Source organism: Corallococcus caeni, from assembly GCF_036245865.1.
Classification (GTDB): Bacteria; Myxococcota; Myxococcia; order Myxococcales; family Myxococcaceae; genus Corallococcus; species Corallococcus caeni.
This window is the reverse complement of record NZ_BTTW01000012.1, coordinates 1-14224: the sequence shown is the minus strand read 5'-3', so window position 1 is coordinate 14224 and position 14224 is coordinate 1. Positions and strand designations below refer to the sequence as shown.

The 14224-nt window shown below is 66.1% G+C and carries 10 protein-coding genes and 1 pseudogene; 5 read left to right on the top strand and 6 right to left on the bottom strand.

Annotated elements, in window-relative coordinates; translation table 11 throughout:
- The first annotated feature begins 9 nt into the window (after positions 1-9).
- The gene (locus AABA78_RS35415) at positions 10-1329 is read left to right on the top strand and encodes a neprosin family prolyl endopeptidase (RefSeq protein ID WP_338269886.1); all 1320 of its coding nucleotides are present in this window, start codon (positions 10-12) and stop codon (positions 1327-1329) included.
- A 67-nt stretch (positions 1330-1396) separates the two neighbouring features.
- Here AABA78_RS35415 and AABA78_RS35410 read toward each other — a convergent pair whose 3' ends face one another.
- Positions 1397-1714, bottom strand: a complete 318-nt coding sequence (locus AABA78_RS35410; RefSeq protein ID WP_338269885.1) for a hypothetical protein — start codon at positions 1712-1714, stop codon at positions 1397-1399.
- A gap of 1287 nt (positions 1715-3001) precedes the next feature.
- Here AABA78_RS35410 and AABA78_RS35405 point away from each other — a divergent pair.
- Positions 3002-3367, top strand: coding sequence for a hypothetical protein (locus AABA78_RS35405; RefSeq protein ID WP_338269884.1), 366 nt, complete (start codon positions 3002-3004; stop codon positions 3365-3367).
- 95 nt (positions 3368-3462) lie between these two features.
- Here AABA78_RS35405 and AABA78_RS39285 read toward each other — a convergent pair.
- From AABA78_RS39285 to AABA78_RS35375, 4 genes and pseudogenes are all read right to left on the bottom strand, one after another.
- Positions 3463-4736, bottom strand: a pseudogene (locus AABA78_RS39285) (IS701 family transposase).
- Between the two features lie 49 nt (positions 4737-4785).
- Positions 4786-5169 carry a hypothetical protein gene (locus AABA78_RS35385; protein ID WP_338269881.1) on the bottom strand — a complete coding sequence of 128 codons (384 nt, stop codon included), beginning with the start codon at positions 5167-5169 and terminating at the stop codon, positions 4786-4788.
- 196 nt (positions 5170-5365) lie between these two features.
- Entirely contained in the window at positions 5366-6787 is a 1422-nt protein-coding gene (locus AABA78_RS35380; protein WP_338269880.1) for a cytochrome P450, read from the bottom strand.
- A 21-nt stretch (positions 6788-6808) separates the two neighbouring features.
- Positions 6809-8839 carry a lipoxygenase family protein gene (locus tag AABA78_RS35375; RefSeq protein WP_338269879.1) on the bottom strand — a complete coding sequence of 677 codons (2031 nt, stop codon included), beginning with the start codon at positions 8837-8839 and terminating at the stop codon, positions 6809-6811.
- Positions 8840-9041: 202 nt separating this feature from the next.
- On the opposite strand from AABA78_RS35375, the gene AABA78_RS35370 reads away from it, so the two are divergent.
- Entirely contained in the window at positions 9042-9764 is a 723-nt protein-coding gene (locus AABA78_RS35370) for a transthyretin-like family protein (protein WP_338269878.1), read from the top strand.
- 30 nt (positions 9765-9794) lie between these two features.
- On the top strand, positions 9795-11096 hold the full coding sequence (locus tag AABA78_RS35365; RefSeq protein ID WP_338269877.1) for a lipoxygenase family protein: 1302 nt from the start codon (positions 9795-9797) through the stop codon (positions 11094-11096).
- 6 nt (positions 11097-11102) lie between these two features.
- Here the strand turns inward: AABA78_RS35365 and AABA78_RS35360 are convergent, their stop codons facing one another.
- On the bottom strand, positions 11103-11480 hold the full coding sequence (locus AABA78_RS35360; RefSeq protein ID WP_338269876.1) for a hypothetical protein: 378 nt from the start codon (positions 11478-11480) through the stop codon (positions 11103-11105).
- A 242-nt stretch (positions 11481-11722) separates the two neighbouring features.
- Between AABA78_RS35360 and AABA78_RS35355 the strand changes: the two genes are divergently transcribed.
- Positions 11723-11950, top strand: coding sequence for a hypothetical protein (locus AABA78_RS35355; protein WP_338269875.1), 228 nt, complete (start codon positions 11723-11725; stop codon positions 11948-11950).
- Positions 11951-14224: the final 2274 nt, after the last annotated feature.

The window sequence follows — 14224 nt, the reverse complement described above, 5'->3', positions numbered from 1 at the left end:
GGAGACACCATGAAGACCCTCTCCATGGGGCTCGCGCTGACCGCGCTTTGCGCGTCCACGGCCCAGGCTGAAGAGCAGACGGACAGGCTTGTCCCCTTCGAGCAGTTCGTGCGGGACACGTCCACGGCGCGGCTGAGCACCTTCCAGGGCCTGGCGGAGACGCGGGTCCAGAACGAGGCCGCGTTCAACGAGATGCGTCAGCATGTCCTCTCGCTGTACGAGGGCGTGCGGGTCGACCACAGCTTCATGCTCGACACGCAGGTCTTCGACTGCGTGCCCATCGCGCAGCAGCCCTCGGTGCGACTGCTGGGATTGAAGAGCGTGGCGGCGCCCCCCGCGCCCTCCTCGCCGTCGACGCCGCTCGTGAAGGAGTCCGGTGACCAGCCCAGGGCTGCGCCCTCGCCGCTGGCGCGCGGCCAGCAGGACCGGTTCGGCAACGAGCTGCGCTGTGAGAACGGCACCATCCCCATGCACCGCGTCACGCTCGACAGGATGTCCCGCTTCGAGTCGCTGCGTGACTTCCTGAGCAAGGGCCCGAACGGCGCGGGACGGCCGTTCACCGGCACCTCGCCGCTCGCGCCCGTCACCCACAAGTACGCCCACGCCTCCCAGTGGGCGAACAACTACGGTGGCGACTCGCGGCTGAATCTCTGGAGCCCTGCCATCAACACCGGCTCGGGGCAGATCTTCTCGCTGTCACAGCACTGGTACCTGGGTGGGAGCGGCGCCTCGATGCAGACGGTGGAGGGGGGCTGGCAGGTGTACCCCGCCCTGTACGGCACGACCAACGCCGTCACCTTCATCTACTTCACGCCCGATAACTACACGACCGGTTGCTACAACCTGACCTGTCCGGGCTTCGTCCAGGTCAATTCCAACTGGCCGCTGGGCGGCGGCTGGAGCGTCTACAGCACCTTCGGCGGACCCCAGTATGAGTTCCACATGCAGTGGAAGTTCTCCGGGGGCAACTGGTGGCTCTTCCTCCAGGGCAATGGGACCTTCGATGCGGTGGGCTACTACCCCGGCTCGCTCTACCGCGGTGGCCAGCTGTCGCAGTTCTCGACCTACATCGACTACGGCGGTGAGACGGTGGGCCCCGACAACTTTCCGCCCATGGGCAGCGGCGGATGGTCCAGCTGGGGGTGGTCGCAGGCGGCCTACCAGCGCGCCATCTTCTATACGGACCTGGCCAACGCCGGTCAGTGGGCCAACCTGAACGCCTATCAGCCGTCGCCGTCGTGCTACTCGCTGACGTACACGCCCGCGTCGACGGGCACGGACTGGGGCACCTACTTCTTCTTCGGCGGCCCGGGCGGCTGGGGCTGCTGAAGCAAGACGGAGCGCTGTCGCTGGAGCGCCGTCCCCACCCGGGGGCGGCGCTCGCGACGGCGAGGCTTCAGGGACAGTCCTGGGGGCAGTTGCAGGGGGACTCTCCAGGTCCGCACTGGCCATTGCCGCAGCGGGTGCAGACCTTGAGGTCCGGAGGGACCGGCTCGCAGACGCCGCCATCCCGGTACTGGGTGTCCTCGATGCGGGTCAATCCCTCGCAGCAGGTGGCGCCTATCACCTTGGCGTTCAGCTCCTCGCCCTCCTGGCGACAGCCGTCATAGGGACCACCCTGCCCTGCGTCTGGCGTGGATGGGTCCTCGCTGGAGCAGGCGCCCAGCCAGGTGATGACGAGACACGCGGCGAATGCAGTGCGGAGTGGCTTCAAGCGGCTCCTCCCAGAGCGGGAATGATCTCGCATCGGGAAGCGCCGCTCAAGGCTGTGCTGAGCGCCATCCGCGATTGGCGCACAGAACCCAACTCAGGCGCTCCGTGCCCGCACGTCCCGCGACGCCTGGCCCGTGCGGGCGGTGTCTTCACCTCGCCCAGACGGGCCGGGGTGTTACAGCGGCGCCACGTGCCCCCAGAAAGCGTCGGGGACGAGTTCACGGACCAGGTCCCTCAAGCGGAGGACGGCCCTCGCCAACGGCCAGCCCAACCCCGACCTTCGTCAGGGGCTGTCAGTCCCGGCCGAATCACGCACATTCAATCCGCGAGCCACGACGGATTCATCAGAGCGGCAAATCAGACTCGTAGCCGGTCAGGGTTACGTGCGCGGATACAGCCGCCATTCCAACACCTATCCGTTCTCCCGCGTTGAATCGAATGCCTGAGCCAAACGAGGAGTGGCAATCCGAATGATACACTTGATGGAAGGCTCCACAGGAACGGAGCGTGGATCGTATTTGAACCACAGAGGAGGGAGCACGTGCCGGACGCATGAGCCCCTCGTGGGCCGGGAGCCCGGCCCACGACTGCCGGAAGCACTGCCCTAACCCACCGTGAGTGCCCCAGGGCCGGCCCAGGCCACCCTGCCCCTCCCCCTGGGCCCCTTCGCAAACGCCTGCGGGTAGATTGGCCGGTTAACGGTCAACTGTGCGCCAGGAAGCTGCAAAAGCCTGGTTCGGGAGGAACAAGATGCCGTCGTCTTGAGAAACTCGAAGCTGGAGCCCAGCAGGTGCAAGCCCTGCCCGGCCAAAGCGGCAGCCCGCAGGCTGGGTCACGGAACTGCTGGAGGGAAAGATGCCGGGGGGACACAGAGCTCCATCACGCTCTCAATGAAACTCCAGCGGATAGCAGAACTGGCGCGGCGGACACCTGGACAGCCCGTCCGGAACCTGGCGCACCACATGGATCTCAACTGGATGAAGGATTCTTTCCGCAGGACATCGTGGCCCGAGGGTGCGCTTCGCGGTTCTGCCGGCGCAGGAAGCGATGGCGCTCCCCTTTGGTAGCAGGGACGCTCTTGAGGCTCCGAGGATTGACGCCGCAGCTGCCAGCCGTCTACCGAGCTTTGGTGTCTCTCTGCGGACCGCAGAATACGCCCCGTGAAAGGACAGTCCCCCAAGCCTCGCGGGCACTATCCGCCGCCCCCGTGTCGCGTCACCTTGGCGGACTGATGCCGAATTTCCGCAGTCCATGCTATTCTCGACAACCCTCACAACCTGGAGGATGCATGCGAGGACTCATTGGAGCGGTGCTGCTGACGGAGCTGCTGCTGGGCTGCGGTGAAGCCGAGAGTGAGGAGACGGCTGAAGTGGGTCCGCCTGCAGTTGCCCAGGAGACGGGCGAGGTTCGCGCTGCTCTTGCCTCCCAGCCGGCCGCACCATCTGAGCCCGTCAGTGTCGACAAGACAATTTGTGTGATGCCAGTGGATCTCAAGCTGGAAGGTTTTGTTGTTATGAAAAATCCCGCAGAGTACTGGAAGTGCACGGATAGTGGTTGTGTTCTTGAGAGTAAAGTCATGCCCAGCGGCCAGATTGGCTACCGCTGTAATTGCGGTCATGGCTCGATCATGATGCCGGTGTGGGTGACTGACTGATTCACGCAACGCTTCGCCGCTCTCTCTGGCAGGTGCTCGGCGCAGTGTCGTCAGCGGTCCAGTCCTGGGGCGTGTGTACGTGGATCGGACCAGTACTACTCGGTCACATGCGTGAGCTCCCAAGGGGAGGCGCCCGAGCGTTGACCGGGCGCATGCACAGGGGGCAGTGCCCGATGCGGCAAAGGATCAGGAGTTGGAGTTGCCGCCGCACTTGGGGCAGCGTCCAGCGCGTCCTGCTCCGGGGGGAAAAGCGCCCGGTGGAGGGCGAGGAAACCATGGGCCACCATGCAGAGCGTGGCGTGGTGGTGGAATCCTCGCCAACTGCGGCCCTCGAAGTGGTCCAGGCCGACTTCTCCCTTCAACTCTTGATAGTCGCGCTCCACTCTCCAGCGTAGCTTGGACAGACGCACCAACTCCTTGAGCGTTGTGTCTGGAGGCAGGGACGAAAGGTGATACTTCGTTGGGGCTGCCTCGCCGCGCGGCCATTCCATCAGCGGCCACACCTCTTCACCTGGCGGCTCGCACCAGAAGTGGTGCTCCGCCGTGCGTACGCGCATGGCGGCAAAGCGCGAGGACTGCACGCCGCGGCTTCCCTGTCTCCAACGAACGACGTGAAAGGCGGACCGAGGGGGGGGCGCGCCAACTGCTCAATGAGGACAGGCTGGTGGCCAGACTCATCGGCATAACGCGTGCGAGGGCGGCCCATTTGATGTGGCATTCGGCAAGGAAGTCGCGGCAACTGCCGTAGCCCGAGTCGGCCAGGACGAGCTTTTCATGCACGCCCCAGCGGCGGGCCTCATCAAGAAGCTCAAGTGCCAACTCCCATTTGCGCTCGAAGCGGACCTCCCGTGGGATGCCTGCTGCCCGCATGCGCCGTCTGTCCGCCGTCCAGTCCTCGGGGAGGTACAGGCGCATCCCAATGCAGCCGCTGCCCTTCTCGCCCGCCACGTGCAGACTCACCGCCACCTGGCAGTTGTCCGTACGGCCCAAGGTTCCCGAGTACTGGCGTGCGACACCCACCGAATGCAGGCCTTTCTTCGGAAAAGCCCGTGTCGTCGACGAGGAGGGCTTCCAGGCCCGGTAGCTCCCGCTCCAACTTCTGGCTGAGGCGGCAGCGCATCTGGGCGTCATCCCAGGCTGCGCCGGACACGCACTGCTGCAAGCGTTTGCGAAGGGCTTCTGTCTGGTCTGGTGCCTCGGCCAGTCGTGCCGCCATGGGCTCGATGCTCTTGCGCTCTCCGTCCAGCAGGAGGCCCGTAACGTAGCCGCCCAGGGCTCGACGCCGCTCCGTGCGCCCCATTCCTACGATCATCGAGTCCAGGTACTCGGAGAGCTCTCGGTCGAGCTTGTGCAGGTGCGCGGGCGTCATGCTCCATCAACACGGAGCTGCCTTGCCCGATTCATCTGACCGAGTAGTGCTATCGTCGAGGGTGGATTCGAATGATTGACAGCGAGGTGACGATCAATGTTTCGACATCACCTTTGAGGGTAGCGACGTACTCCATACGCGGTTCGGCTTGCGAAGGGCGATGGGTGAGCATCAGGTTTCCGCTTCTGCCCTCCATGAGCCAGTCCCCAAGCCTCCAGTACCCCGTAGCGTCCAGAAAAGGCTCACCTGGAATGGGCAGCGCCTCAATGTCTTCTCGCGGAAGGGAGGACGGGATCTCTCCTGCCTTGATGGCCAGAAGATGCTTGTGAAAAGACTCGTGAACAGCATGAGCGAAAGCGTGGCTCGGCTGAAAAGGCCCATTTTCCAAATCAAGCGGCGAGGCCTGGATGCCCGGAGACTTGGAAGTGCTCATGGATGACGTCTTCTGTCGCTCACAAGAACTGGCCAGGGTGGCAGCGAAGATGAGCAATCCGTAGCGCATCGTTTCATTCTACATCGATGGCTTTTGGGGCTCACTCGGAGGCATTGAGGCCCCAGTGGCCGGTGTTCGCGAAACCTGTCCAACAGTCGGACAGGTTGGCCGCGTACACCATGGATGACTGGGAGCCTCAGGCGCTGCGTGCTTGCACGTCCTGCGACGCTTGGGTTGTCCGCGCGACAAGCTTCCCGGTGACGCCCTTCGGCAGCACCACGCCGAAGAAGAAGCCCTCCTCGAAGGGCTCCGTCGAATCGAGCTGGACCTTCTCGCGCGAGGCCATCGTCGTCAGCGCCGTCTTCAGGAACACCATCGCGAAGTCCGCGCCCACGCACGCGCGCGGCCCCCGGCCGAATGGGAAGAAATAGCCGCTCCCCAGCGGATCCCTCGCCGCGCCCCCGTCCAGCCAGCGCTCCGGCTTGAACGTGTCCGGGTCCTCCCAGTGCTTCGGGTCGCGGTGCAGGTGCTGGTTCGAGATCATGATCATCGACCCCGCCGGCAACGTGACGCCGGCCAGCTGCGCGTCCTTCGACGGCGTGCGCGTCATCACCCGGACCGCCGGCAGGATGCGCAGCGCTTCGTAGGCCACCGCCTCCGCCCACTTCGCGCCCGCCAGCTTCCCGGAGGTCAGCGGGCCGTCCGCCACCAGCGAGGCCGCTTCGGCCGCGAGGCGCGCTTCGGCCTGGGGGTACTTGTTGAGCTGATGGAACGCGCCCACCAGCGTCACGCTGGAGGAGAACGCCCCGCCGAAGTAGGTGCCCCCGAGCATGTGCGCCAGCACCTGATCATCAATGCCCGGCGTCTCCCGCACGTAGCGCGACATGAGGTCCACGGCACGCGGGTCCTGCCGCTTGCGAGCCTCGCGGATGCGGTCCACGAAGTGCCCGTAGAAGCGCGCCTTCGTCGCGTCGAAGTCCTTGGGCGGCTTCACGAACTTCAGCGGCAGCTTCGACTGGATGCGCGCGTCCGCCGCCTTCGCCAGCAGCATGAAGTCCTCGAACACCTGATCCGGCAGCTTCTCCCCCACCTGCGCCACCGAGAACGCGTCGAACGTCAGCCGCCGCAGCACGGACGCGAGGTCGTCGATGCGCTCCTGCTTCAGCAGCGCATCCACGGACTCGGAGACGGCTGCCTGCATGGGGCCCACCAGGTCCGCCAGCGCCTCCGGAGCCCACGCCTGCGCGCTGGGCTCCAACGCGCGCTTCTGCACCCAGTCTCCGCGCAGCTCCGCCGTGAAGGCCGTGTCGTCCGTCGTGGAGGGGCGGATCTGCTCGCTGATGTTCCCCTTCTCGAACTCCATCCGGCGGGGAGACTCGTAGACCTCCGCGATGAGCGCCGGGTCGTTGAGCACCAGCCCGGGGTTGGGCCCCATCCAGATGAGGGTGACGCCGCCGTACTCGCGGCCGTAGCGCGCGCAGACGTCCCAGGGAGACGCCCCCAGGAAGTCCCCGGCGGTGCCGAGGATCCCCGGTTGGGGGCCGGGCAGCGACGCGAACGGCTTGCGCTTCGCGCCGAAGAACAGGTTGAAGATGCCGCGAGAAAGAGCGTTGGGCACGGGCGGAGTCTCCTGACGGCGTCAGACGGTGATGCCGCAGGGGATGCGGTCGGCCTGCAGGACGGTGTAGGGCACCGCGCTCTTCGCGTTGCGCGCCTTCACGGCCTCACTCTGCGCGCGCAGGCGCGAGTAGAAGCGGTCGCGGATGGCGAGCAACTCCGGCTCCTGGAAGTAGTCCTCGCGCCAGCCGCCTTCGTGGAGCAGGTACTCCTCGTCGTCCCCGAAGCTGGACAGCGCGCGGCCCACCGCCACCTGCCAGAGCATCTGCGTCTTGGTGGGAATCATCGCGTCGATGTCCTTCTCCCCCAGGACGCCCTTCTTGCGCGGCGGCGCCTGACGCATGCACAAGGGCGCGTTGGGCACGAAGGCGTAGTGCTCGTACTGGAGGTAGTTCACCGCCGCGTGCTGGACGCTGACCGTGAAGAGCACGGTGGTGAGGATGTCGGTGAGGTCGGCGACGCGCTTCAGCTCCGCGCAGGGCAGCTTCTCCACGGACATGCCGTGCTCGGTGAGGTCCTTCCACCAGCGCTGCATGTCGGTGTCGCGCACCAGGTCCTCGTCCGACGTGTAGAAGTGCCCCAGCACCCCGCCGACGTACTCCTCGATGGCGTCCCACAGCAGCAGCGAGTCATCGCGGTACGGGTAGTGCGGGAGCACCGCCGGGTCGAGCACGCCACGGCGCTCGATGTCCGGGCGCGGCTTGTTGTCCGCGAGCGTCCAGGCCTTGTAGCCCTTCCTGCCCAGGAACACGTGGCCCTGGTCGGGGCCGCCGGTGGCGATGAGGTCGTCGAACACGCCGCCCTCGGCGAGCAGGCCCTTCCGGGCGCCGTCGTTGATGGCGAGCGTGTAGCGGAAGTGGCGGCGCAAGAGCTTGTAGACGGGGTGCGGGTCCGGGAGGTTGCGCATCGTCGCCATGACGAACGGCTCGGCGATGAAGTGGGTCCTGAGCGCGTGGCCCACCATCTGGTGCGTGTTGCCCTCGCTGCACCGGAGGTAGATCTTCGCGGCCAGCCAGTCGTGCGGACTGTCATTGGGCGTGAACACTGGATCCAGCGCCGGGTCGCGGCCGAGCTGGATGGCGATGGGCCGCAGCTGCTGGCTGTCGTCCAGGTACAGCAGGCAGCGGGACGCGGGCGCCCACCGGCGCTCCTCGACGCCCGCCTTGTCGGTCTTCTTGAACATGGGCACGTCGCCCAGGATCTCGAAGTCGAGCAGGAAGACGCGCTTGCCGGTCAGCGCCTGCTCGAGCGTCGTGCCCGGAGACAGCAGCCCGCGCAGCTCGCTGTCCTGGAGCGGCATGCCCTCCGGCAGCGCGGTGATGGACTGGATGTGGACGGGGCTGATGCCCTGCACGGCCTGCCGGGCGAACTCCGCGTCGTCCTGCCAGCGCTTCGCGAGCGTGGGCAGCTCCAGGCTCTTGAAGAAGTCGAAGATGTCCACGAGGCCGTTCCACGCCTTGCTCAGCACGGGCATGTGCAGCTTGATGGCCGCGAGCGTCTTCGCGATGACGACCTCGTAGCTGCCGTCCACGAGCCCCCGGTAGAGCTCGTCCTTCGGCAGCGGCCGCGCCTCGGAGATGTCGAGCGCCCCGGGCAGCCCGGCGGTCGCCTCCGCGGGGCGCCAGGGATACATGCGCTGGCGGGCCAGGAGCAGGTCGTTCCGGGCCACCAGCTCCCGCTCGTGCCGGACCTGCTGGGGCAGCCGCGCGGTGCCCTCGAGGACCTCCGCGGAGGACTTGCCCAGGACCCAGCGGTAGTACGGGAAGAACCAGTGCTTGCCCGTCGTGGTGACGGTCACCGAGTCGAGGAGCCAGTCCCCCCCGACGCCCCCGCCAGCGTTGAGGAACCGGAGCAGGAGCAGGTCGCCCAGGTCCTCGGCCTTGACGGTGTAGGCATCCACCGCGCCGGCCTCGAAGTCGTTGTGGAAGCGCTTGTCCAGCAGGTACGGCTTGCTCTCACCCTTCGTGCCCACCAGGACCACGGAGATGGCCGAGTTGGTTCCCGCGCCGAGCTTCGAGCTCGTGCGAATCGTCAGCGTGTAATCGGTACTCATGGAATCTCCCACTAGCACGAGGCGCGCGATGTGCGGAGGCGCCACGGCGCATGCGGAGCAGGTGACGAAAGCGGGTTGCCGTGGATCCGATAGCCGCCTGCCCTCGGGGGTGAGGACGCGAGTATGGGATTACCGCAGGCATGCTACCTTCCGGCGCGATGAAGCCCGCTTCCTGTCGTTCCCCTGTTGAGGCGCGGAGCTGATGCCTACCGCGTGGCGCCGTCTGCTGACCACCCTGGGGTTCTCCTCCAGGGCCGGGGAGCCGCCGCTCCTGGAGGCCGAGGAGCTGGCCCGGTGGTACGAAGGGCTGGGATTGAAGGAGCGGCTGGCGGTGAGCCGCAATCTGGTCAAGCAGGTGCGGGCGCCGCGAGCGCTGAGGGACACCTCCACCCTGCCCGCGCGGGCCCGGGGCCGACTCGTGTTCGAGCAGGACGGACCGCAGGGGCCCATCCCCTTGCACCACATCAAGGTGGAGCTGTGGGACCGGGACCTGGGCACGCCGGACGACTTCCTGGGCGAGACCTTCACGGGCCCGGATGGCGCGTTCGAGATCCGCTACGACCCGGCGGACGCGGGTGAAGGGGACCTGCCGGACCTGGAGCTGCGCTTCTTCGAACCGCAGCACACGTTCCGCCAGGACGGCCGCGTGGTGGAGACGTGGAAGCGCATCGGCTCGGAGCGGGGACCGGACGACCACGGCGGTCGGGAGTACGACTTCGGGACGCTCCGACTGCCCTACTGGGAATACGACCCGGCGACGCCGCTGGCCCGGCTGCTCGTGGTGGAGGAAGGCACGCCGCCGACGGCGTACGCGCCGGGACGTGCGCTGGCCATGCTCAAGGCAGTCGCGCCCATCGAGCTGGTGAAGCGGCAGCACCAGCTGCGGATCCGCATGGGACAGGCGCCAACCCTCGCGCAGATCTAGGCGGACTACCCGGAGACGACGACGGTCCGGATGGAGCGGGAGTCGCCGGGCTCCTCGCGGAGCGACGCCTGGTTCGGGGAGCGGCTGCTCAACGGGATGTTCTCCAGCATCTTGGACCGGGACCCGGAGGATCCGCAGGCGTTCCGGCTGTACCTGCCGTGGAATGCGTATGAGCAGGACGGAGTGCACTGCCTGCCGGACGTGGACCTCCGGCTGCGCTTGGTGGACGGCAAGCTGATGCCCCAGCGGATCATCCTGGGGATGCGGGAGCCCGGAGCGACGGCGCCCGGCTCACCGGTGACGCGCCGGACGTTCACGCCCGCGGATGGCGCGGATTGGGAGGCAGCGAAGCGGATGGCGCGCGTGAGCGCGACGCTGGACGTGGAGCTGGGCAACCACCTGGGGCAGTGCCACTTCAACGTGGAGCAATACGCCATCGCCGCGCACCGGAACCTGCGGCGCAATCCCTTGCGCTGGCTGCTGATGCCGCACCTGCGTGAGGTGGTGTTGATCAACCACGCCGCCAACGGGTTCCTGGTGGGGCCCACGGGGTACATCTCGCGGGCCAGTGCGTTGACGGAGAGGAGCATCAACCAGCGGCTGGAGCACCTGCTGGGCAGCTACGACTGGAAGGGCTTCGCGCCCGCGACGCCGGTCTGCGAGGGGCACCGCTACGCGCAGGCGGGGCAACTGTTCTGGAAACTGCTCGGGGAGCACATCGACGCGTTCTTCGCGGAGCACGGCGCGGAGATCGAAGCGCAATGGAAGGAGGTGCACCGGTTCTCGGACGACCTGGTGGCGCACTCAGCGCCAGCGTTCGTCTGTCGTTATCTGCGGGCGCGGGTGCCGGGGAAGGATGCGCCGTGGTTCGTGCGCTCGGAGCGCATGGACCTGGGCGCGAAGGTCGCGGAGCCGGCAGCCAAGGCCGTGAGCGCGGTGACCCGGACGGATGCGCCGCAGCCCGGCGAGATAGAGGCGCTGAAGAGTCTCTGCCGCTACGTCATCTTCTTCGCGACGTTCCGGCACGCCTGGGCGAACAACCTCCAGTGGGAGGACGCGGGCGAGGTCCTGTACTCGTGTCTGGGATTGCGCTGGGGCAAGGGAGGCGCGCTGTCCACGGAGGAGGACCTGGACGTCGCGCCCGCGCCGGACGAGGCGACGGAGATGCTGTGGATCTCCTGGATGCTGTCCAAGACGAACTACGGCTTCATCCTGTCCAACGAAGAAGAAGACGTGCATCCCCGCCTGCTGGAGCTGCTCCGGGCCCACGCCGCGGAGTTCGCGGCCCTGGGCCTGGACGTGCGCACGGTCAGCTCCCGCATCAACATCTGAACCCGCTCAGGGCTCCATTTCCTCGGGCAGTGGCGTGCGGAGAAACATCAGCCCTCCGCCCTTTCTGCGAGGGATGACCCGGAAGCCCTTTCCCGCGACACGAACCAAGTCGCCCTCCCGCCCCTGCGCCTGAGCGAGCCAGGCGTCAGCCTCCTCTGTCGTCGAGAACGACCGAGCTACGACTATGGACTCCGAGGCAGGGATGAAGAACCTCCGGAAGTACTCACGGTAATCCTCCAGCTTTCCGTTCTCGCGAACGTAGAGCAGCGCCACTGCGGCGATTCGCAAGGCTTCGTCCTCGGGCGTTCCATCCTGGAACCGCTCACCGATCGTCCCAAGGACGCCCATCACGGCATCGACGTCGAAGTCCGAGCTTGTGGCCATGGTTTTTCCTACGGAGCGGGGGCCAAGCTCGAAACACCAGCAATCACGTCATCTAGCAAATGCGGGCTTGGTGAGTGTGCACATCCCAAGCCCAGCATCAACGACAGAAGTACTGGCGACGCCCTTCTCAACATACTCATCCGAGGCCTCTTGATGGCCTCTGGTTAACGCCTGCCCAGTACGACCAAGGGAACCGCTTGAAGTCGAGCTTGCGCTTCTGCACGAACGCGTAGCCGCTCCGTATGGCAAAACTCAATAGCGGTGATTTTACATACGCGAGCACACGCAGCCAAGAAAGCACGAATGCGACACGCAGAACAGCAGAGACATTTTCCCGCCGACTTGCCTTAACCATCAATGACAAACTGAAAGCGCCTGAGTTCAAAGAGGAAGCAATCCGCCCGGCAGCGAAGCTGAAAGAGGGCGACTTTGTGATGTCGTCTGATTGCGGCTGGGGTAAGAATGAATGACGGGCTTAATTCACATTTTCTAGCAGGCTGTTGGGAAACCCCTTTGAGGGATCAACCCCCCGCACCGTGGTGAGGTGTCCTCCGAGCATCGGAGGAAGCGATGCGCGGACGGCCCAAGCAGCAGACGACGCTGTTCAGCCTGCGGACGCTGGGAGACCGGGTGCTACAGCGCCGCAGACGATTGCATCTTCTCGACGGCCGGGGAGTAAATCTCAACCCGCATGCGTGGACTTGTCGAGCTGAGGAGAGGGCGAGTCCTCCGGGACTTCTCCGGCATCTCGCCGACTCAGGTGCGCGGCAGTGGGAGTTGCTCTAAGAGTCTCCCCCCCCTTCTCTCTGGGTGAGTAGCGCTTCTGGCTGCGTGGGCGCGGATGTCGCTGGAGGAGAGGACACTGAAGAGCTGGCTCCTCAAGGCCCACGCGTTGGCGGAGTCACTGAGAAGAGGTAGTTGAATCGTGAGCAGGAACAGAACTCTCGCAGTTTCACTGGCTCTGATCGTGGCACTGGCGGCTGCGCCAAGTTTCGCTGCGCTCCCCTTGGACAGGCTTGTCGTAACGAATACGGAGGTCGATTACGGTCCAGGCAAGTTGTTCATTTACGCGCGGAACATCGGCCGCGGAATACCTGTCGTCGAACTGGCGGGGATATCCCTCGTAGTTCAGGGGGTTCACAAGGGGGTTATTGTCGCAACAGTCCCCCGTGCTTTTTTGGAGGCGCCTGGTTCCTATCTACTCACTGTTTCCTTTGGCCCTGATGCAGTGGATCAAGACGCCTTTGACGTGGCGATTGGTTCTGAGGGGCCGCAGGGCCCGAAGGGCGACACGGGTGCAGTTGGTGCGCAGGGGCCCAAAGGCGACACGGGCGTGGCTGGTGCTCAGGGGCCCAAGGGCGACACGGGCGTGGCTGGTGCGCAGGGGCCCAAGGGCGACACGGGCGTGGCTGGTGCGCAGGGCGCTCAGGGGCCGCAGGGCCCCAAGGGCGACGCGGGCGTGGATGGTGCGCAAGGCGCTCAGGGGCCGCAGGGCCCCAAGGGCGACACGGGCGTGGCTGGTGCTCAGGGCGCTCAGGGGCCGCAGGGCCCCAAGGGCGACACGGGCGTGGCTGGTGCTCAGGGGCCGCAGGGCCCCAAGGGCGACACGGGCGTGGATGGTGCGCAAGGCGCTCAGGGGCCGCAGGGCCCCAAGGGCGACACGGGCGTGGCTGGTGCTCAGGGCGCTCAGGGGCCGCAGGGCCCCAAGGGCGACACGGGCGTGGCTGGTGCTCAGGGCGCTCAGGGGCCGCAGGGCCCCAAGGGCGACACGGGCGTGGCTGGTGTGCAGGGCGCTCAGGGGCCGCAGGGCCCCAAGGGCGACACGGGCGTGGCTGGTGCTCAGGGGCCGCAGGGGCCCAAGGGCGACACAGGTGCGACTGGGGCGCAGGGGCCTCAGGGTGCGCCAGGTCCAGAGGGACAGGTCTCAAGCTTTGCAGGAGCTTTTGTTGGAATCTGTCAAACACTCGGCACCCTTCCATGCCGCTGTAAAGAAGACTTCCCGGGCTCCGGGGCAAGGTTCATGGTTCTCATGGGCTTTACGCCTGGAAATGGAACAAGTGCGTTCGGGCCCGCATGCTTGACTACAGGACAAGGGACGTTGGACGTCACCGGTAGGTGTTCAGGGGGATCGTTGACGCAGCCTGCCGTAGGGCACTTTGGCTGCTTCCGGTAGAAGCTCGGTGAACTGATCAACGGATTCAGAGCAGGGCAGAACCTCCGCAGCCTTTGCGGCTGCGGAGTGGCTGGGTCACCACGCGGCATCGGTCAGCGCATATCCGCGCACAGCCAGCATGGAACACGTCCGACGCTGGCAGGCGCCCTCCGGGGGCCTGCTGAGGCCGAGTCCTGTTCGGGTGTTTGAGCCGCCAAGTTTATTTTGGGGCCGAAGATCAGGGACAGCCCCTAGCTGCAACCACACTTTCGCAGGTGCAAGGCATATGGCGCCGCAGCCGAGTACGCGCAGACACTGCTGGAGCTGGCGCAGCGTAAGAGCGTGTAGGGTCTTTAGGAGGATGCGAGACATGGAGCGCCCTACGCATTCCAGCCCCTGCTGTTGCGTGCGCAGTGCGCGTTGGGCACCTACAAAACGTTCAGGGCTCCATTTCCTCGGGCAGTGGCGGTGAGCGTCAAGGTAGTTGTCGCGTGAAAGGGTTCAGCCGATGCGCTTCAGCTCCTGCACTTGCGGTGAGGGGTTGAGGCGCACGGGGCCCGCAGGTGTCCAGTCGCGGGTGTCGCGGCTCCAT

What these genes read in the sequence shown, in the direction of transcription:
- AABA78_RS35415 (WP_338269886.1), top strand. Translation starts at nt 10, where the DNA reads ATGAAGACCCTCTCCATGGGGCTCGCGCTGACCGCGCTTTGCGCGTCC.
- AABA78_RS35405 (WP_338269884.1), top strand. Translation starts at nt 3,002, where the DNA reads ATGCGAGGACTCATTGGAGCGGTGCTGCTGACGGAGCTGCTGCTGGGC.
- AABA78_RS35385 (WP_338269881.1), bottom strand. Translation starts at nt 5,169, where the DNA reads ATGAGCACTTCCAAGTCTCCGGGCATCCAGGCCTCGCCGCTTGATTTG.
- AABA78_RS35375 (WP_338269879.1), bottom strand. Translation starts at nt 8,839, where the DNA reads ATGAGTACCGATTACACGCTGACGATTCGCACGAGCTCGAAGCTCGGC.
- AABA78_RS35370 (WP_338269878.1), top strand. Translation starts at nt 9,042, where the DNA reads ATGCCTACCGCGTGGCGCCGTCTGCTGACCACCCTGGGGTTCTCCTCC.
- AABA78_RS35365 (WP_338269877.1), top strand. Translation starts at nt 9,795, where the DNA reads ATGGAGCGGGAGTCGCCGGGCTCCTCGCGGAGCGACGCCTGGTTCGGG.
- AABA78_RS35360 (WP_338269876.1), bottom strand. Translation starts at nt 11,480, where the DNA reads ATGGCCACAAGCTCGGACTTCGACGTCGATGCCGTGATGGGCGTCCTT.
- AABA78_RS35355 (WP_338269875.1), top strand. Translation starts at nt 11,723, where the DNA reads ATGGCAAAACTCAATAGCGGTGATTTTACATACGCGAGCACACGCAGC.